Annotated in this window: 15 protein-coding genes; 11 read left to right on the forward strand and 4 right to left on the reverse strand. The window is 57.2% G+C overall.

The features are described 5' to 3' along the window. Positions 1-9 precede the first annotated feature (9 nt). The 6 genes from ntrB to I2D83_RS07770 all read left to right on the forward strand — a co-directional run bounded on the left by ntrB (position 10) and on the right by I2D83_RS07770 (position 10,613). The gene (ntrB, locus tag I2D83_RS07745) at positions 10-924 is read left to right on the forward strand and encodes a nitrate ABC transporter permease (RefSeq protein ID WP_205948154.1); all 915 of its coding nucleotides are present in this window, start codon (positions 10-12) and stop codon (positions 922-924) included. Positions 925-934: 10 nt separating this feature from the next. Continuing rightward, positions 935-1,729, forward strand: coding sequence for an ABC transporter ATP-binding protein (locus I2D83_RS07750; RefSeq protein WP_015840929.1), 795 nt, complete (start codon positions 935-937; stop codon positions 1,727-1,729). Between the two features lie 19 nt (positions 1,730-1,748). After that, positions 1,749-5,936 carry a nitrite reductase large subunit NirB gene (gene nirB, locus I2D83_RS07755; RefSeq protein ID WP_205948155.1) on the forward strand — a complete coding sequence of 1,396 codons (4,188 nt, stop codon included), beginning with the start codon at positions 1,749-1,751 and terminating at the stop codon, positions 5,934-5,936. Continuing rightward, positions 5,933-8,641: a nitrate reductase gene (locus I2D83_RS07760; RefSeq protein WP_205948156.1), complete on the forward strand. Its 2,709-nt coding sequence runs from the start codon at positions 5,933-5,935 to the stop codon at positions 8,639-8,641. Before nirB ends, I2D83_RS07760 begins: the two co-directional genes overlap by 4 nt. A gap of 25 nt (positions 8,642-8,666) precedes the next feature. After that, positions 8,667-9,500, forward strand: coding sequence for a uroporphyrinogen-III C-methyltransferase (gene cobA, locus I2D83_RS07765; protein WP_180777658.1), 834 nt, complete (start codon positions 8,667-8,669; stop codon positions 9,498-9,500). A 156-nt stretch (positions 9,501-9,656) separates the two neighbouring features. Next, on the forward strand, positions 9,657-10,613 hold the full coding sequence (locus I2D83_RS07770) for an Rpn family recombination-promoting nuclease/putative transposase (RefSeq protein ID WP_205947829.1): 957 nt from the start codon (positions 9,657-9,659) through the stop codon (positions 10,611-10,613). A gap of 104 nt (positions 10,614-10,717) precedes the next feature. Here I2D83_RS07770 and I2D83_RS07775 read toward each other — a convergent pair whose 3' ends face one another. Together I2D83_RS07775 and I2D83_RS07780 are read right to left on the reverse strand one after the other, a co-directional pair. Next, positions 10,718-11,182 carry a YehS family protein gene (locus I2D83_RS07775; RefSeq protein ID WP_015840924.1) on the reverse strand — a complete coding sequence of 155 codons (465 nt, stop codon included), beginning with the start codon at positions 11,180-11,182 and terminating at the stop codon, positions 10,718-10,720. 84 nt (positions 11,183-11,266) lie between these two features. After that, a complete protein-coding gene (locus I2D83_RS07780) occupies positions 11,267-11,788 on the reverse strand; it encodes a 1,2-dihydroxy-3-keto-5-methylthiopentene dioxygenase (RefSeq protein WP_205947830.1) in 522 nt (173 codons plus the stop codon). A 239-nt stretch (positions 11,789-12,027) separates the two neighbouring features. On the opposite strand from I2D83_RS07780, the gene I2D83_RS07785 reads away from it, so the two are divergent. Genes I2D83_RS07785 through I2D83_RS07805 form a run of 5 tightly spaced genes read left to right on the forward strand, consistent with a single transcriptional unit; the run spans position 12,028 to position 17,530 of the window. Further along, a complete protein-coding gene (locus I2D83_RS07785; RefSeq protein ID WP_370294241.1) occupies positions 12,028-13,008 on the forward strand; it encodes a sugar ABC transporter substrate-binding protein in 981 nt (326 codons plus the stop codon). A gap of 3 nt (positions 13,009-13,011) precedes the next feature. Next, a complete protein-coding gene (locus I2D83_RS07790) occupies positions 13,012-14,559 on the forward strand; it encodes a sugar ABC transporter ATP-binding protein (protein WP_205947831.1) in 1,548 nt (515 codons plus the stop codon). After that, positions 14,556-15,548: an ABC transporter permease gene (locus tag I2D83_RS07795; protein ID WP_205947832.1), complete on the forward strand. Its 993-nt coding sequence runs from the start codon at positions 14,556-14,558 to the stop codon at positions 15,546-15,548. Before I2D83_RS07790 ends, I2D83_RS07795 begins: the two co-directional genes overlap by 4 nt. Continuing rightward, complete coding sequence (locus tag I2D83_RS07800; protein ID WP_205947833.1) at positions 15,545-16,543, forward strand: ABC transporter permease; 999 nt, start codon at positions 15,545-15,547, stop codon at positions 16,541-16,543. The genes I2D83_RS07795 and I2D83_RS07800 overlap by 4 nt, the downstream gene beginning before the upstream one ends. Positions 16,544-16,588: 45 nt before the next feature. After that, the gene (locus I2D83_RS07805) at positions 16,589-17,530 is read left to right on the forward strand and encodes a carbohydrate kinase family protein (protein WP_205947834.1); all 942 of its coding nucleotides are present in this window, start codon (positions 16,589-16,591) and stop codon (positions 17,528-17,530) included. A gap of 31 nt (positions 17,531-17,561) precedes the next feature. Here I2D83_RS07805 and I2D83_RS07810 read toward each other — a convergent pair whose 3' ends face one another. Then, positions 17,562-18,590: a 2-hydroxyacid dehydrogenase gene (locus tag I2D83_RS07810; RefSeq protein ID WP_205947835.1), complete on the reverse strand. Its 1,029-nt coding sequence runs from the start codon at positions 18,588-18,590 to the stop codon at positions 17,562-17,564. After that, positions 18,587-20,134: an FGGY-family carbohydrate kinase gene (locus tag I2D83_RS07815; RefSeq protein ID WP_205947836.1), complete on the reverse strand. Its 1,548-nt coding sequence runs from the start codon at positions 20,132-20,134 to the stop codon at positions 18,587-18,589. The genes I2D83_RS07810 and I2D83_RS07815 overlap by 4 nt, the downstream gene beginning before the upstream one ends. Positions 20,135-20,191 lie beyond the last annotated feature (57 nt).

Consider the following 20,191-nt stretch of genomic DNA (forward strand, 5'->3'; position numbering starts at 1 on the left):
AGGTTGATGATGAAAAACCAGGCCCAAATCATTCCGATTACTGCGGATAACGCTTCGGAAACCGTGCACAGCGCTGAAATTATGCCGCTGCCAACCAAACCGGTAGCACCTGAAAAAGCACCGGCAACGCCTGCTTTCGCCTACCGCCCGCTGCTGCGTAAGCTGTTTCAGCCGCTTTTCCCAGCGGTACTGGGGCTGGGTCTGCTGGTGGCGGTTTGGCAGATTGCCGCGCTCAACAGCGAAAACTTCCCGACGCCGTGGGCGACCTGGCTTGCGGCGCTCAGCCTCTTCGCCGATCCGTTTTATATCGCAGGACCGAACGATCAGGGTATCGGCTGGAACGTATTGGCCTCGCTGCAACGCGTGGGTATTGGCTTCGGGCTGGCGGCGCTGGTCGGCATTCCTACGGGGTTTCTGATTGGCCGTTTTACGTTTCTGGCCAATATGCTCAACCCGATTATTTCGCTGCTGCGCCCGGTCAGCCCGCTGGCGTGGCTGCCTATCGGGCTGCTGCTGTTCCAGCGCGCTGAACCGGCATCCAGTTGGACTATTTTCATCTGCTCCATCTGGCCGATGATCCTCAACACCGCCGAAGGCGTACGCCGCATCCCGCAGGATTACCTGAACGTGGCGCGTGTACTAAAGCTCTCCGAATTCACCATCATGCGCAAAATTCTGTTGCCTGCGGTGCTGCCTAACGTCTTAACCGGCGTACGTCTGTCGATTGGCGTTGCCTGGTTGGTCATTGTCGCGGCGGAGATGCTGACCGGTGGCGTCGGTATCGGCTTCTGGATTTGGAATGAGTGGAACAACCTGAATGTAGAAAACATCATCATCGCCATCGTGGTGATTGGCGTTATCGGTCTGCTGCTTGAGCAGGGACTGGTGTGGATTGCTAACCGTTTCAGCTATGACAACCGCTAAGGAGCCGACGATGCGTACAACACCGATTATTCAAGTGCAGCAGGTGAGCCAGCGTTTCAATACCGCCAGCGGTGAGTTTCTGGCGCTGGATCAGGTGAGTTTTGACATTCATACCGGTGAGACGATCAGCCTGATCGGCCATTCCGGCTGCGGCAAGTCCACATTATTGAACCTGATCGCCGGTCTGACGCTGCCGAGCAGCGGCGGTCTGCTGTGTGACAACCGTGAAATCGACGGACCGGGGCCGGAGCGCGGCGTGGTCTTTCAGAATCACTCGCTGCTGCCGTGGCTGACCACCTACGAAAACGTTGCGCTGGCGGTACGTCAGGTATTTCGCGGGCAGATGAATAAGCACGAGATGCACGAATGGATTACCCACAATCTGGAACTGGTGCACATGGGGCACGCGCTGAACAAGCGGCCGAATGAGATTTCCGGCGGGATGAAGCAGCGTGTGGGTATCGCCCGCGCGCTGGCGATGAAGCCGAAAGTGTTGCTGATGGATGAACCGTTTGGTGCGCTGGATGCGCTGACTCGCGCGCACCTTCAGGATGCTGTCATGGAGATTCAGCAGCGTTTGCAAACCACGATTGTGCTGATTACTCACGACGTAGACGAGGCGGTGCTGCTGTCGGATCGCGTGCTGATGATGACTAACGGCCCGGCGGCGACGGTCGGTGAAATCATGACGGTCGAGCTGGAACGTCCACGCTCGCGCGTCGCACTGGCTGACGATCCGCGTTACCACCACTACCGTCAGCAGGTGCTGCATTTCTTATATGAAAAACAGCCTAAAGCAGCCTGATAGCGAGGCCGGAACGATGATGAAACCGCACCTGATTGTGATTGGTAATGGGATGGCAAGCGCACGATTCGTCGATGTGCTGCGTCAACTGGCCGCGACGCGCTACCGCATCACCGTGATTGGTGATGAACCGCGCGTCAGCTATAACCGCATTCTGCTGTCGCCGGTATTGAGCGGCGAAAAAGCGTTTACGGATACGTTGTTAACGCCCGCGGCTATCGACGACGATGCGGCGTTGCCGGTGAACACTCTGCTGGGTGAGCGGGTAACCCATATCGATCGCCAGCAGCGTGAGGTGACAACGACGCAACGGCAACTGCATTACGACCATCTGGTGCTGGCGACAGGTTCCACGCCGTTTATGCCGCCGATGCCCGGTATCGATCTGGCGGGGGTGTGTGGCTTCCGCACGCTGGATGATGTCGAGCTGATGTTGACGACGATCCGCCGGTCCGTTCCTGCGGTGGTGATTGGCGGGGGCTTGCTCGGGATTGAAGCGGCAGCGGCGCTGAAACTGCGCGGCGCTGACGTCACGCTGCTGCATCGCGTTCCGGTTTTGATGGAGCGGCAGTTGGACGCTATGGCAAGCGACCTGCTGTGCGACAGCCTGCGCGCACGCGGTATTGCCTGTGAGACGGATGTGCAGGTTGTGGCGCTGCACGGTGATGAACACGGCGTCACGGCTGTTGCACTGGCGGATGGCCGCACGATCCCCGCCGGTCTGGTGGTGGTGACCGCAGGCGTGATCCCCGCCAGCCAGCTTGCACGCGAGTGCGGATTACCCTGCAACCGCGGCATCCTGGTGGACGGTCAACTGCAAACTGCCGACCCCTATATCAGTGCAATTGGCGAATGCTGCGAGCTCAATGGCGAAGTTGTCGGGCTGGTTGCCCCATGTTTCGCCCATGCCACTCTGGTGGCGCAGCGTCTGGCCGGACACGCACCGCAAGATTATCAACGTGAACAGGCGGCGACGCGGTTGAAAGTTACGGGCATTGGCGTGGTCAGCGGCGGCGATATCAACGTGGCGCCTGACGATGAGGTGTACACCCTTTTTGATCCGCAGACGCAGCACTATCGTCGTCTGCTCCTGCGCGACGGGCGGCTGAGCGGTGTTCTGCTGTATGGCGACACCGACGATAGCCAGCGTCTGCTGGCCGCAATGGATCGCGCAACCGCAGGCGAGACGATTCCGCCTGCCTCGCTGCTTTTTGGCTTTTCTTCCCCCGATTCTGACTCACAGCCTGAAGCTGTAAGGATTCCTGTCATGAGCAAACCTATTTTAGTGGTCGTTGGCCACGGCATGGTCGGCCACTATTTTCTTGAACAACTGGTCGAGCGCGACTTGCACCAGCACTACCACATCGTCGTCTTTGGCGAAGAACGCCATGAGGCCTATGACCGCGTGCATCTCTCCGAGTATTTCTCAGGGCGCAGCGCCGCCTCGCTGTCGCTGGTAAAAGAGGGCTTTTTTGCCGAGAGCGGTATTGAGCTGCGCAGCGCCAGTGAGATCGTGGCTATCGATCGGGGACGTCAATGCGTGTGTGACGCGCAGGGCAGAGAAATCGCCTACGACAAATTGGTGCTGGCGACGGGCTCTTATGCGTTTGTTCCGCCGATTCCCGGCAATACGCGCCCCGGCTGTCTGGTGTATCGCACGCTGGACGATCTGGACGCGATTGCGGCACAGGCGAAAAAGGCTAAATCCGGCGTGGTAATCGGTGGCGGCTTGCTGGGGCTGGAAGCCGCCAACGCGCTGCGTCAACTAGGGCTGGACACTCATGTGGTGGAATTTGCACCGCGCCTGATGGCGGTACAGTTGGATGACGGTGGTGCCACCATGCTGCGGCGCAAGATTGAAGCGCTGGGCGTACAGATTCATGTCAGCAAAGAAACGCGAGAAATTACCGACGGCGAGCAGGCGTTGCATCGTCTCTGCTTTGCTGACGGCAGCGTACTGGAAACCGATTTAGTGCTGTTTTCCGCCGGGATTCGTCCGCGTGACAAACTGGCGGATAGCTGTGATTTAGAGAAAGGGCCACGTGGTGGCATTGTGATTGATGACCATTGTCAAACCTCCGATGACGCAATTTTTGCCATCGGCGAATGTGCGCTATGGAAAGGCCAGATTTTCGGGCTGGTGGCACCGGGCTACCAGATGGCACGCAGCGTAGCCGATACCCTGGCGCAGCGGGATACGCCATTTACCGGCGCGGATATGAGCACCAAGCTGAAACTGCTGGGTGTTGACGTGGCCTCGATTGGTGATGCGCACGGACGAACGGCGGGAAGCCAAAGTTATCAGTGGACGGATGGTCCGAACGAGATCTACAAGAAAATCGTCGTGTCTGCCGACGGCAAGCATTTACTGGGGGCGGTATTGATTGGCGATAGCAGCGATTACAGCACGCTGCTGCAAATGATGCTCAACGATATGCCGTTGCCCGCACAGCCGGAAAGCCTGATTTTACCTGCACGTTCTGGCGATGCGCCGAAAGGGCTGGGCGTAGCGGCCTTGCCGGCCAGCGCACAGATCTGTTCTTGCCATAATGTCAGCAAAGGCGATATCTCAGCGGCGGTAGCGGGTGGCTGCGGCGAGCTGGGCGCGCTAAAAACCTGCACTAAAGCGGGAACGGGCTGCGGCGGCTGTGTGCCGCTGCTTAAACAGGTGATGGAATATGAATTGACGCAGTTAGGCGTCGAAGTGAAAAAGGACATTTGCGAGCACTTCGCCTACTCACGTCAGGAGCTGTATCACCTGATTCGCGTGCATGAAATCCGTTCATTCGACAGCCTTCTTGAGCGTTATGGCCACGGTTTGGGCTGTGAAGTGTGTAAGCCGCTGGTGGGGTCGATGCTGGCGTCTTGCTGGAATGATTATCTGCTGCAACCGCAGCACCTACCGTTGCAGGATACCAACGATCGTTTCTTCGCCAACATCCAAAAAGACGGAACGTATTCCGTGGTGCCACGTGTTCCGGCAGGGGAAATTACGCCAGAAGGGTTAATCGCCATCGGTCAGGTGGCGCAGCGCTACAACCTGTACACCAAGATCACCGGCGGCCAGCGGGTGGACTTATTCGGTGCACGATTGGAACAACTACCGGCGATCTGGCGTGAGCTGATCGATGCCGGATTTGAAACTGGCCATGCCTACGGCAAATCGCTGCGTACCGTGAAATCCTGCGTGGGCTCGACCTGGTGCCGCTACGGCGTGCAGGATTCCACCGGGCTGGCGATCCAACTGGAACACCGTTACAAGGGGCTGCGTTCACCGCATAAGATCAAAATGGCGGTGTCTGGCTGTACCCGAGAATGTGCAGAAGCACAGAGCAAAGATATCGGCGTGATTGCCACTGATAAAGGCTGGAACCTTTACGTGTGCGGCAACGGCGGTATGAAACCGCGCCATGCGGATCTCTTCGCCAGCGATCTGGATACGGAAACCCTGCTGCGCACCATCGATCGGGTCTTGATGTTTTATATCCGTACCGGCGATCGCCTCCAGCGTACCAGCACCTGGATGGATAATCTGGAGGGCGGTATCGACTATTTACGTCAGGTGATTCTGGAAGACAGCCTGAATATCGGCGAAGAATTGGATAAAGAGATGCAGCGCGTGGTGGAGGCCTACCAGTGCGAATGGCAAACCACGTTGGAAAGCCCGGAACGTCTGGCGCTGTTCCGCGGCTTCCTGAACAGCGATAGCCCGGATGAAGCGGTGGTGATGGTGCCGGAGCGTGGACAGATTCGCCCGGCACAGGATCATGAGAAAGCGGTATCGCCAGAACCGGTTGCGCTGAAGCCCACGACACATGAAGCGGAATGGGTGCAGGTGGCGACGCTGGGGGATATTCCGCGTCATGCGGGTATGGCGGCACGCCTCGGACAGCAGCAAATCGCGCTGTTCCACCTGCCGGGTAGCGAGCAGCAGGTGTACGCACTGGAAAACCATGAACCGGGCAGCGGGGCGAATGTGTTGTCCCGTGGGCTGATAGGCGACGTGGCGGGTGAACCCGTCGTGATTTCTCCGCTGTACAAGAAACGCTTCAAGCTGCGTGATGGCGTGAGCCCGGATGACAGCGCGCTGTACGTGCGCGCCTGGCCGGTGCGCGTGGAAGACGGCGAGATTTGGGTGTGCTGTCAGCCGCTGGCCGTACCGGAAAGCGTCGGTCTGGCAGACGCTGCTATGGCGAAAGCATCATGAACGCGGGCGTCTGTCGGACAACCTGCCCGTATTGTGGCGTTGGCTGTGGCGTGCTGGCAGAGCGTGACGAGCAGGGTGCGGTAAAGATCAGCGGCGATCCCGTGCACCCGGCGAATTTAGGGCGGTTGTGCGTCAAAGGCTCTGCGCTGGGAGAGACGCTGGATTTGAATGGTCGCCTGCTGTGGCCGCTGGTGGAAGGACGTCGTGTGAGCTGGGAGCAGGCGCTTGATACGGTGGCTGAACGGCTGCTGGCAACCATGCAGCAACACGGCCCGCAGTCGGTGGCGTTTTATGGTTCAGGTCAGCTGTTAACAGAGGATTACTACGTTGCCAACAAGCTGATGAAGGGCTTTATTGGCGTCGCCAATATGGATACCAATTCGCGGCTGTGCATGGCGTCGGCGGTGATCGGCTACAAACGTGGACTGGGTGCGGATGCCGTTCCCTGTAATTACGAAGATATCGAACAGGCGGATGTGGTGGTGCTGGTGGGATCTAATACCGCCTGGGCGCATCCGGTGGTGTATCAGCGACTGGTACAGGCGAAACAGCAGCGGCCACAGATGCAGGTCGTGGTGGTCGATCCTCGACGTACCGCAACCTGCGATATCGCCGATCTGCATTTACCGCTGCAACCCGGCAGTGATGCCGGGCTGTTTAACGGCCTGTTGCAGTGGATTGTGCAGCACTCGCGTGTCGACATCGCCGAACTGGCCGAGCGTTTTTCCGGCGTAGAAGAGACATTACAATCGGCGCAGATGTGGTCGGTGGCACAGGTGGCAGATTTCTGCCAGTTGAATGAAGCCGATATCGTGCGTTTTTATCACCTGTTCAGCACGAGTGAAAAGGTGGTCACGCTCTATTCACAGGGCGTTAATCAGTCGTCATCGGGTAGCGATAAGTGCAATGCGATCGTTAATGCTCATCTGCTGAGCGGCAAAATCGGCGCGCCGGGTTCTGGTCCGTTTTCGATAACCGGACAGCCAAACGCGATGGGCGGGCGGGAAGTCGGCGGATTGGCTAATCAGCTTGCCAGCCACATGGGCTTCACGCCGCAGGATATTGATCGCGTGGGGCGCTTCTGGCAGAGCGATAACGTAGCGACGCAGCCTGGCCTGAATGCGGTGGATCTATTTCGCGCCGTGGAACGTGGCGATATTAAAGCCGTGTGGGTGATGGGCACCAATCCAGTGGTGTCGATGCCGGATGCGGATCGGGTAAAACAGGCACTGGAGCGCTGCCCGTTGGTGATCGTCTCCGAGGTGATGCGCCATACCGATACCGCAGAAACCGCCGATATCTTACTCCCCGCGCTGGGTTGGGGGGAAAAAGACGGCACGGTGACCAATTCCGAACGCCGGTTATCTCGCCAGCGTGCCTTTCTACCTGCACCGGGAGAAGCCAAAGCCGACTGGTGGATTCTGAGCCAGGTGGCGCAGCGTATGGGATTTGCCGAGGCATTTACCTATCAGCATCCGGCTGACATCTTTCGTGAACATGCAGCGCTATCCGGGTTTGAGAATAACGGGAGTCGTGCGTTTGATATCAGCGGGCTGGCGGCGCTTAGCAATCAGCAGTGGCAGCAGTTGGAACCGATACAGTGGCCAGTGAACGCGGCATTCCCACGCGGACGTGCCCGACTGAGTGACGATGGTCGATTCTGGCATGCCGATGGCAAAGCACGTCTGGTGGCGATAACCCCATCGCTGCCGCAAAGTCCGTGGAGCGCGGCATATCCGCTGGTGCTGAACACCGGGCGTATTCGCGATCAGTGGCACACCATGACGCGCACAGGTAAAGCGGCTCGTCTGATGCGTCATATCAGCGAACCTTACTGCGAACTGCACCCGCAGGATGCGCAGACGCATGATATTCAGGCGGGCGATCTGGTGCGTTTATCGTCAGTGCACGGTTGGATGCTGGCGCGGGCGCGGATTGACGCCGGACAGGCGCGCGGTAGCGTGTTTGTGCCGATGCATTGGAATCATCAGTTCAGCGCACAGGCGCGGGCAGACAGCTTAGTCGCGCCGATTACCGATCCCCATTCCGGCCAGCCGGAAAGTAAACACAGCCGGGTACGTATCCAGCCTTGGCATACCGCCTGGCAGGCAACGCTATTTTTTGCCGATGAGTCGGCTTCAGCTCCATTAACCTTACCCGCGGAGCATGATGTTCTGCCTCCGCCTGCAACGTATTGGAGCAAGATTCCGCATGCGGGTGTGACGCAGTACCTGTTTGCCGACCGCGTGCCGGTGGACGATTGGCAGGCGTGGTTGACGGAACATTATGGGTTAGAAAATATGCAGTGTCAGATCGCGCAGGGCAACGGCGTATTTCACCTGGTTGGCTGGCGCGAGAGCCGCGTAGTGCTGGCTTGCTATGTCAGCGCACAGGCGTTACGTATCGACAGCGATGCGGTGTGTCAGGCGTTTATCACGCCACCGCAACTCCCGCACGAACGCCACGCGTTACTGGCGGGTCAGGCACCGCAGGGGCAGGAACAGCAAGGGGCGACGATTTGCAGTTGCTATAGCGTTGGCGAAGCGATCATCGTCGGTGCGATTCGTCAAGGGTGCCACAGCGTTGCGGCATTAGGGGGAGCCCTGAAATGTGGCACTAACTGCGGTTCCTGTATCCCCGAACTGAAGGCGTTATTGAGCCAGCACGTGCCAATAACGGTCAATGAATTGAAGAAAGCAGGTTGAGCGCCACGGCGTAATGAGGTGTGACATGATGACAACACAATCAATATTGGCGCAGGGCCAACGGCGTCAGCCTGTACTCGGCGGTGAAATCTGGCTGGTGGGCGCAGGGCCGGGCGATGTGGAACTGCTGACGCTGAAGGCGCTGCGGGCAATCCAGCAGGCAGATGTGGTGGTCTACGATCGGCTGGTGTCGGCGGAGATAATGGATCTGGTGTCGGAGCAGGCGCTGTGCATCGACGTTGGGAAAACACGCGGCTGCCACCGTCTGTCACAGGAAAAAATCAATCAGCTGTTGGTCGAGTTGGCGCAGGCTGGGCAACGGGTGATCCGTCTTAAAGGCGGCGATCCCTTTATTTTTGGTCGCGGCGGCGAAGAGATGGACTATGCCCAGCAGGCCGGAATTGTCTGTCATGTGGTGCCGGGTATTACTGCCGCGACAGGCTGTGCGGCGGCCGTGGGGTTACCGTTGACCCACCGCGCCTGTGCACAGTCGGTACGTTTCGTGACCGGCCATTCGCGCGACGGCGAACCGCAGCTAGACTGGCCGACGCTGGCGGACAGCCAGCAAACGCTGGTGTTTTATATGGGGCTGAGCCACAGCAGTCGACTGTGTCAGCGCCTGATTGAGCATGGGTTGTCAGCACAAACACCCGTTGCGATTATCGAACGCGGCACCCAGCCGGATCAGCGGCTATTGACTGCAACGTTGGCAACCTTACCGGCATTACTGGCACGCTATCAGCCGCAGTCGCCCAGTCTGCTGGTGGTTGGTGACGTGGTCCGCTTCTGCCGTCATCCGGCGTTGCACGTCGACGCGGCTCCTGCGCGGCTGGCGATGGAAAAGCATGAAGCCGCCTGACGGTAACGACTCACTGACTATAGCCAGCGCCTCGACATAAACCGTTTTTTCTTCGAGGCGCTTTCCACTTTCTACGCTGTTTTCTGCTTTATTATCGCGTCCCCGTTACCCTCCCTACTGAATTTTTAGCCAGCGTCTGACAGGGAAGGGGGCGAGATGCCATCGCACGATGCGATCTTTAAACAGTTTCTGAGCGACATCGCCGTCGCACGGGATTTTCTGACCATTCATCTGCCGAATGAAATCCGCGAGCGCTGTGATTTCAGCACGCTGCAACTGGAGTCGGCGTCATTTATTGATGAAAAGCTGCGTGCGCGCATATCGGACGTGCTGTACTCGCTGCGCACCACCGCGGGTAAAGGGTACATTTACTGTGTGATTGAACACCAAAGCCGCCCGGAAAAGCAGATGGCTTTCCGGTTGCTGCGTTATTGTCTGGCTGCCATGCAGCAACATCTGGATCAGGGACACGATCGCTTACCGCTGGTGGTACCGCTGCTGTTTTATCACGGTAAGACCCGTCCTTATCCCTACCCCCTTCGCTGGCTGGACAGCTTTGCCGATCCCGTACTGGCACAAGCGCTGTATGAACAGCCTTTCCCACTGGTGGATTTAACTGTCATGCCGGACAATGAGATTCGCACGCATCGACGTATGGCGTTACTGGAACTGGTACAGAAGCATATTCGTACCCGTGATATGCTGGAGCTGGCGCGAGAGATTGGGTTACTATTTGAACGCTGGTCTGTGCCGCTGACCCAGCGTCGGGCGCTGTTATTTTATATTGCACAAGTGGGAAATACATCCAAACCCGCAGATTTCATTGACGCACTGGCTGCACCGCTATCAACCGGTCAGGAGGACATTATGACGATTGCAGAACAATTGAAAAAAATGGGATTCGAGGAAGGCATCCAACGCGGTATTCAGCAAGGATTAGCACAAGGACTAGAACAAGGATTGGAGCAGGGCATGAAAAACAGTGCCAGATTGATTGCCCGTAATTTATTGCTAACGGGGATGGATAAGAATAGCGTGCAACAGGTTACTCAGCTTGAGGAAGAAGAGCTGGAGCAGTTGGTCACAGCTATCCTGCATGAAACACAGCACTAATATCGCATTAAACGATACCGTATTAAAAACCGAGCGTTGCTGATGCCTGTGATGGAAAAAGGCCAGTCAGGCAACGCTCACGTCCTTTCGCTAACGCGTTGCCGTTAGCCCTTGCGTACTCGCGCCGTCAGCCCTTTCAGGAAGTAGCGGATGACCTGATCGCCGCAGGTGCGATAGTTTTTGTGGTCAGGTGCGCGCATCATCGCGGTGACTTCCGGCACTGAAATGCGGAAATTTTGTTCCAGCAGGATCGCCTGAATATCATCCGTTTTTAGCGAGAATGCGACACGCAGCTTTTTCAGAATAATATTGTTGGTCATCTTGCGCTCAAACTGCGGTGCAGGCTGATTTTCATCTTTGCCACGTTTTTGCAGAATCAGCCCATTCAGGAAATAACTCATCACGATGTCCGGGCAAGGTTGATAGCCTTCCTCACCCTCTTTTTTGACGTAGCTCGCCAACTGCTGGGGAGGGACGGTCATCTCCACCAGCGCCAGGATTTTCAGCAGGTGGTCATTATTCAAATTCAGCATATAGCGCACGCTGCGCAGGACATCGTTATTCATCATTACGGAAGGGGTCTCGCCGTTCGTCTTGGTACAAAACGCACAGTATAAAGGGAACGGCGGAGAAATGCAGAAACGATCGTGGAATTAGTGAAACGTCTCCCGCCCGGTAAAGTGCCCAACCCAGCCTTCTGGATTAGTAAAAATGCGGATCGCGACAAAATCAGGAAATTCGCCGCAGTCAAACCAGTGCAGCGTGTTGGCGGGAACGCGTAAGAGATCGCCGGCCTCGCAGGTAAGCTGGAAAACCTGCTCGCCAATCGGCACAAAGAAGCTTCCGCTGCCGCGCACGAAGAAGCGCACTTCATCTTCACTATGGGTGTGTTCCTGAAGAAATTTTTCCCGCAGCGCCAGTCTCTCGGCATGATCCGGCGTCAGGCTGATCACGTCGGCAGAGGTGTAGCCCTCTTGCTGTTTGAGACGCTCAATATCGGCATGATATTGCGTCAAGATGGTTTCGTTGCTGGCGTCAGGCGGCGGTGCGTCAGTGTGCCAGTGTTCCAACTGGATCCCGGCGCCGGCGAGCAGGGAAGCGATGTCAGTAAACGCGGTGAGCTGTTGGACGGGCTGTGTGATGTGCGGGCGGTGATAAATCGAGAGCGTTGTCATGGCCGTTTTTCTCATCAGGATAGAAGAGCCTTAACCATTCCCTTTATGGGGACAAAAAACAAGATGCTTTTTTTATAACTTATTCCTGCTAATTCAATGATTAACAATCATTACATCTGCCGATCAACGCTATTTCCATTTAATTACTAGCCATTATCATTTTTGTTATTTCGATTTAACTTTTCCCGTTGCTAATCTCTCTCCCTGCTAATAATTTTATAAAAATCGGGATAAAAATGATGAAGACGCGCTTTTCTCACCTGGCTGCATGCGTGTTGGCTACAGGGGTAATGACCTCGGTTCAGGCAGCGGATGAGACATTGTCATTGAAGGGAAAAACCATTGGCGTTGCCGTGGTGGGAACACAGCACTTTTGGGACCGTGAGGCCTACAAAGGGGCAACCGAAGAAATTGAGAAACTCGGTGGGCAGGTCGTGGGCGTGGATGGAGGGCGTGATAATCAGGTTCATGCCAATAACCACGATATTCTGCTGGCGCGCAAGGTCGATGCGGTGATCAGTATTCTCGGCGACAGCGCGGTAGAGCCGAAGTTTAAAGCGTTGCGTGAGGCAAAGATTCCGGTTTTTACCGTCGATCATGTCTCGTCTTATTCCATCAATAACACGACGTCAGATAACTACGCGATCGGCTCGACGATCGGGCGTTATACAGCGGATGCACTGGGTGGAAAAGGGAATATCGCCGTTTTCAACGCCTTCTCCAACGCGCTGCGTATCTGCGGTATTCGCTATGACTTGTGGAAATACGTTCTGCAAGACTATCCGGGGATCAAAATCATTCAGCCTGAACTGGCTGAACAATATTCCAACTCACCGGAAGATGCGCGCAAGAAAACCCTTGAACTGCTGAGCCAGCATCCGAAAGGCACGCTGGATGCGATCCACGTCGCCTGCTGGGATCAGCCTGCCATCGGCGTGGTGCAGGCATTGGAAGAAACCGGGCGTGACAAGGACGTGAAGGTCACCGCGATTGATGCTGGGCCAGAAACGTTGGAAATTATGGCGGAAAAAGGCAGTCCGTTTGTTGCCAACGTTGCGCAGCAGCCGCGTCTTATCGGTACAACATCGGCGAAAAACGTTGCCCGTTATTTCGCGGGTGCCACGCTGCTGCCGCAGACGTTTGTGCCGGTCTTGCCCGTCAAAGGGGAGGCAGAAGCCAAGGCGGTCTATAAACAGCTTGGCTATGGCGACCTGAAATAATCTATGGCGGGATATGATTCAGCCCCGTCGCCATCTGGCGGCGGTCTGGCAATGACGCACATCAGCAAGCAGTTTGCGGGGATTTCCGCGCTGGACAACGTATCGCTAACGGTCCGGCCAGGAGAAATTCTCGGTCTGATTGGGGAGAATGGCGCGGGGAAATCGACCTTAATCAAGGTGCTAGCTGGGGTCTATGCCGCAGATGGCGGTGAAATCGCTATCGATGGGCAGCGGTTGAGCACCGTGACGCCAGCGGTTATCCACGCGCACGGCGTGCGTTTTATCCATCAGGAACTGCATCTGATTCCCCATTTTACCGTGGCGGAATCGGTGTTTCTCGGACAGGAGCCTGTGAACCGCTGGCGAGGTGTCGATCGTCGGGCGATGCGGCGTGAAACGGAGCAGTTTTTTCAGCACACCTTTAATTTATCGATAGACGCTAACCGGCTGATTCGCGAGTTAAGCCTGGCGGAACGCAAACTGGTACAGATTGCGAGGGCACTGATTGACGGCAAGGCACGGCTGGTGGTGTTTGATGAACCAACCGCGCCGCTGGAAGCACGCGAAGCCGTACAGTTACTGCATACGATCCAGACGCTGAAACAGCGTGGTATCGCCATTATCTATGTCTCTCACTATCTCAATGAAATTGCAGATATCTGCGATCGCGTCACCGTGTTACGCAATGGTCGGGGCGTGACGACGCTGGACGATCCTGAGACGAAGGATATCGATGGAATGATTCGCCTGATGGTGGGCCGAGAGATTGCCAGCCTGTTTGACGGGAAACGCAAGACAGAGAAAAGTGAGACGCCGCTGCTACAGGTTGAACAGCTCACAGATCGGCAGCATTTCCAACCGATCCGTTTTCAGGTGGCGGCAGGAGAAATTGTTGGTATCGCGGGGCTGTTAGGTTCGGGGCGTGAGGCGCTGGTTGATGCACTCTATGGTATTGCGCCCGCCCGAGAAGGACATATTACGATCGAGGGTCAGACGCTACGCCCGCGTTCTCCGGTACAGGCCATCGCGCAGCGTATGGCGCTGGTGCCGCGCGATCGTCGCCATGACGGGCTGATTTTACCGCTATCCGTGGCGGACAATATCAATCTGGCTTCCCTGCCTGCTGTCGCCTGGCGCGGCTGGCTGCGGCGTAAGAAAGCCACTACGCAGGCGAATCATCTGGCGCAGATGCTGGATATCCGGCCGCGCGATGTCAGCGTACCCGTGCGCAATTTAAGCGGCGGCAACCAGCAGAAGGTAATACTGGCGCGCTGGCTGAAGACGGACACCCGACTGTTTATTCTTGATGAGCCGACGCTGGGCGTTGATATTGGCGCGAAGGCGGAAATCTATCAGCTCACCCGGCAACTGGCGGCGGAAGGGCGGGCCGTTATCGTCTCTTCCAGCGATGACGGCGAACTTCTGGGGCTGTGCGATCGCATTCTGGTGATGTGGCGCGGCGAACTTATCGCCGATGTGCCGACGGAACGCCTCTCGCTGGATAGCCTGTTGGCGTTGACCAGCAGCGGCCGAATGCAGGAGGCAGTATGACTCGAGCCTTACAATCCCTCCGAGCGACGCCGTATTTAGCCGGGTTTTTCAATCATATTCCCTTGTTGCTGTTTGCCGCGCTATTGCTGTTCCTCTGCCTGAGCGCACCTTACTTTCTCAGTTGGCAAAATATCACCATTATTTTGCGACAAAGTGCGCCGTTGGCAATTCTGTGCTTCGGACTGGTCTGCGTCATTACGGGCGGCGGTGATGATGTTGTCTCCGGCGGTATCGATCTCTCGCTGCCCGCGATTGCGGTACTTGCCGTAGCGATAATCAGCGATGGTTTGACGAACGCAGGGTTCAGCTATCCGTGGTTGATTGCATTGGTGGTGGGGGCGGCGCTAATGGCGGGGGCGGTGAATGCTGCGCTGGTGGTGGCGATTAGGCTACCGCCACTATTGGCGACGCTAGCCTGCTCCGTGGCGGTTATTGGACTCACCAATTTGCTCACCCAGCAGCGGCGCATTAGCGTTAGCGATCCGGTGATTGTGGCGTTTCGTGATAGTAGCCTGCTCGGGTTACCGCTGGCGGTCTGGTTCATGCTACTGGTCTTTGTCTTGTTTCAGTTTATCGTCCACCATAGCCGCTGGGGCCAGCATTTGCAGGCCGCGGGCGGAAACCGCGAAGCGGCGCAGCTGTCGGGCATTTCTCACACCCCGTTGGTTATTGGTTCGTATCTGTTAGGGGCGCTGGCGGCGGCGCTGGCCTCGCTGACGCTGGTAGCGCAAGGATCGGGCAGCTCGCCCGGCACGGCAGAACCGCTGTTGCTGGAGATGGTATTGGCGACGTTTCTCGGTGCGGCGTTCTCTCGCCGCCGGATGGTTACCATCTGGGGGGCGTTGCTGGGTACGCTGCTGGTTAATGCTCTGTCGAACGGCATGGCGCTGCTGCGAGTCGATATTTTCTGGGTTGGCGCGATTAAGGGCTTACTGATTCTGGTGGTGCTCACCGCTGCCTCGTTACGCAGGCAAAGGAGTCACGCGTGAAACCTTCTTCTTTGGCGGCGCAGCCTGTGCTGCCGGGTAACAAGCCAGGGCTGTCGTTTTTTATCCGCTATGGTTTTCTGGTCATCCTGCTGGCCTTTCTGGTGTTTTTCTCACTGCAAAACCCGATATTTTTGACATTAGGCAACTGGGGGAACCTGCTGCAGGGCAGCGCGGTGCTGCTGATTGTGGCGCTGGCCATGACGCTGGTGGTGACAGCGGGTGGGATCGACCTGTCCGTGGGCGTTGCGCTGGATTTTGGCGCTGCCTTCGCGCTGGTGGCGCTCAAAGTCTATGGTCTGCCGTGGCAGGCTGCGGTATTGGCCGCGTTGGCGGGGGGCGCGCTGGTAGGGCTGGTTAATGCGGTGCTGATTATTCATTGTCGAATTAAGCCGTTTTTGGCGACGCTAGGGACATGGTTTATCGGTAGCAGCATCGAACGTATCTACACCGAAGGCGGTGGGCCGATCGCTTACCGCCGGATGGCGCCGCAGTACCACGAACTGGCCGTGGGTGACCTGTGGGGCATTCCGGTGCCGATCGTGATTGTGGCGGTGCTGTGGCTTGCCTATTACCTGTTATTTGAACGGACGATTGCCGGTAAACGTATTCACGCGATGGGCTTAAATGCGCCAGCGGCGCTGATTGCCGGGGTTAACGTGCGGCGCACGATGTTCTGGCTGCTGATTGTCACGTCGGTGACATGTGCCATCGGCGGCGTGGTGTTATCCGCCAATCTGCGTCAGTTTACGCCACTGGCCGGACAGGCTTACCTGATGGACGCTATTGCCGCTGTGTTTATCGGCACCGCGTTTCATGCTCAGGGGCGGCCCAACGTGACGGGGACACTAATCGGCGTGCTATTTCTCGGTATGATCGCCAATGGTTTGAACCTGATGGGGCTGAATTTCATCGTAAAAGATGCGCTGAGCGGCGTGATTTTAGTGCTGGCGTTAGCGCTCTCTTTCCTGCAGGGGCGGCTGCGTCAACGGCAATAATGAATCGAACACGAATCAAAAACAGAATGTGAAGAGGGAGCGAGCGTGGGCCAATTTGATGCGGTTTTTGTCGGATTAACCATTCTGGATGTCGCTGGTCGACCCGTAACCGGTTTGCCCGAAGGCGGTGGTGTCCACTTTATCGATGAAATTCGCCTTAATCCCGCCGGTACGGCCAGCGGTGCGGCGATGAATGCAGCCAAACTCGGTATTCGTACGGCGACGGCCGCTTGTCTCGGTGAAGATGAAAAAGCCGATTTTATTCTGGCGACCTATCGCAAGCTGGGCATCGACTGTTCGCTAATACAGCGAACGACAGCGGCATCGACCTCTGCGACTATTCTGACCATTCGGCCGGACGGCGAGCGTCCAGCGCTGCATTATCGCGGTGCGTCAGATCACCTGTTCATCGATGAGCAGGACTTTGACGCCGTGTGCAATGCGCGTTTCTTACACCACGGTGGCACGGGGCTGCTGGCGAAAATAGATCAGGGGCAGAGCGCGCGTCTGCTTCGACACGCCAAAGCGAAGGGGTTGACGACCAGCTTCGATCTTATCGCGCCAAATGCGGAGACGCTGGCGCTGCTGACGCCGTTGCTGCCAGATGTAGATTACTTTATGCCGTCGCTGGACGAGGCCGCGTTTATCTCCGGCCTGACTATACCGGCGGAGATTGCGGCTTTCTTCCTCGATCGCGGCGTTGGCACCTGCATTTTCAAGGCAGGAGCGAGCGGGTCTTATGTGTTCGGTCAGGATGTCACGCTGCGCATTCCCGCCTATCGCGTGGCGGTATCGGACACAACCGGTTGCGGCGACAGCTACTGCGGTGGCTTTATTGCCGGCCTGGCAAAAGGCTGGGATCTGGAGCAGGCCTGCCGGCTTGGCTCGGCCGTTTCAGGGCTGGTTGCCACCGGATTGGGTTCTGACGCGGGCGTGATTGACTGGGAGGATACGCTGCGGTTTATGGCAGAAACGCCTACCTATTAAGAGACGCTGACCTACCAGATCGGTGCCGTGTCTATTTCCATTCGTAAAGCAGCGGTTCGCCGCGAATAAACCGCTGCAGGTCGGCGGCGATCATCGCAGTGTGCTTGATCAGCGTCTCCCGCGTCGCGCCGGCAATGTGTGGCGTGAGTACCACATTATCAAATTCGGTAATGAACGGGTGATGACGCCAGAGCGGCTCGCTGTCGTAAACATCAAGTGCGGCACCCGCCAGCCACTTTTCGCGTAGCGCCGCGATCAGATCGGCTTCGACAACAACGGCAGCTCGCGAGGTATTGATCAGATAGGCGGTAGGACGCATGGTTCTGAGCCTATCGAGGTTGACCAGCCCTTTGGTTTGCGGTGTGCTGTTCAGGTGCAGGCTGACGAAATCGGACTGCGAAAACAGCTCGTCCAGCGTGGTTTTTCGCATGCCCGGTTCATCGATCTCTTCGGCGGCGACATACGGATCCGCTATCAGCAATTGCATACCGAAGGCACGCGCCAGCTTCCCGACACGATGACCAATACTGCCATAGCCGATAATACCGAGCGTTTTATTACGCAGTTCGCCGCCTTTGAAAACTTCATACGGGCTGTCTTTGTCTACGTCCCACACTACATCCTGCCGTAACCCGTCCTGTGTCTGTGTCACTGTGTGGGTTTCGCGCGTGAATTCGCCGCGCTTTAGCGCGCTATGAGCCTGAGGGATGTGGCGGGTGGCATTCAGCATCAGCGCCAGTGTTAATTCTGCTGCGGCATCGGCATTGCGTCCGGGCGTGTAAAGCACCGGAATACCTCGGCGGCGTGCGGCCTCGATATCGATGTTGACCGGGTTGGCGCGGGTACAGGCGATAACCCGTAGGTGAGGACACGCCTCAATGACGCGGGCGGTAATATCGTCATAGCTGGTAACGATGACGTCGGCGTTCTCCGCCAGTCGAATCAGCGCCGCTTCGCTCAGTTTGGGCTGACCGATGGCCCAGCCGTCTACCACCAATTCCCCCAGTGCCTTAAAGGCATCAAGGTTGCCGCCGTATTCGGCGGTAAATACGATCTTCATGAGGCAAGACTTTCCTGTGAGCTAGGAGCCGTGTACGAACGCGCCGCGTTGTGATTGTCGAGTGCATTAAGCGCCTGAGCCCGTGCCTGCCAGAGCGGCTGTAGCTGGTCGCGCAGTTGGCGAAAAATTGGAAACAGAGTCTGATACTGCCGATGGACGTCGGCATCAGGGAGAAACGTTGAGGCCTGTGCATTGGCGGAAGGAACCAGGTTGGCACTTTCTCCGATGGACAGGGCGGCAAGGCGCGCGGCACCGCATGCGCTCAGTTCCTTAACCGAACTGGCAAGCACCCGCCGTCCGGTGCAGTCCGCAATGATTTGCAGCCAAATCGCTGAAGCGGCGCCGCCACCGGCGATGTAGAGATCGCCGTGGGCAGGGTAACCGCTGAGCGCATCGGTAATCGCATAGGCGAGCCCCTCAAAGACCGCGCGCAGCAAATGCGCGTTAGTGGTGGACTGCTCGATGCCAAAAAATCCCGCTCGTGCTGAGGTGCTGTAAAACGGCGCGCGCTCGCCATTAAGGTAAGGCTGATAGAAAACGCCACCGCTGCCGGGCGGCACGCGGGCAATGCGTGCGTTGATGGTCTGAAAATTGGCATCATCGGTCAGCGTGCTCAGCGCCCAGTCAATATTCGGCGTGCCAGACTGCATCGCGAACAGGTTGAGATAGTGACCTGGCCAGGCGTGCGCGACAAACCGGGTTTGCAGGCTCACCTGTGTTAACCCCCGGCAGACAATGCCAGTGCAGCAGGTGGTGCCGAGAATGGTGAAAATGTCGCCGTCGTGAATAGCGCCTATGCCCAGCGCGGCGGCGGACACATCCAGTGCGCCTGCGCAGACGGGAATTCCCGCAGACAGACCCGTTTGTGCGGCGATGGCGTCGCTGAGCGTGCCAGCGATGTCATCGGGATAAAGCAGCGGCGGGAAAAGTGATCTGATGGCGTGTAAGTCCAGATTATCCAGCACGGTTTTTGACAGCGTTTCGCTATGTAGATCCAGCAGCGACGTCCCAGCATCCGTCAGTTCCAGATTCGCCTGTCCCGTCAGTCGAAAGCGAACCCAGTCTTTGGCAAAAAAGAAGTAATCGGCATTGTTCAGCGCATCCGCCTGATGCTGTGCCAGCCAGCGCAACTGCTGCGCGCTGTTGCAAGGGAGCAGGGGAGAACCGGTTTCGGGAAAGAGCGTCGCTTCCAGATTCGGGCGCTGTTTAAGCTGATGAACCTGTTCCGCCGTCCGAGTATCGCTCCAGAGGATGGCTTGCCGGATAGGTTGCCCGTGGCGATCGCTCAGCCAGACACCTTCGCCTTGGCCAGTCAGCCCGATGGCTCGCACACGCCCGTGGTGAAGCAGCGGCGAAGCGGCCAGCGTTTTCAGGGTGGAAAGTACGCCGTCCCATACATGGTGCATATTTTGCTCGGCGTAGCCGGGCTGCGGAGAGTAAGTAACGGTATTGGCTGATGCAATCTGAAGTTCGTTGAAATCGGCATCGAATAACACCGATTTGACCTTTGAGGTCCCGATATCAATGCCAATGTAGTAATCCATCCACGCAGCCTCATAAAACCCGTATCAGCATCAGAGTAATGGAAAAATGGCGGCCGC

The sequence above is a fragment of the Pectobacterium aroidearum genome (assembly GCF_015689195.1).
Taxonomy (GTDB): Bacteria; Pseudomonadota; Gammaproteobacteria; order Enterobacterales; family Enterobacteriaceae; genus Pectobacterium; species Pectobacterium aroidearum.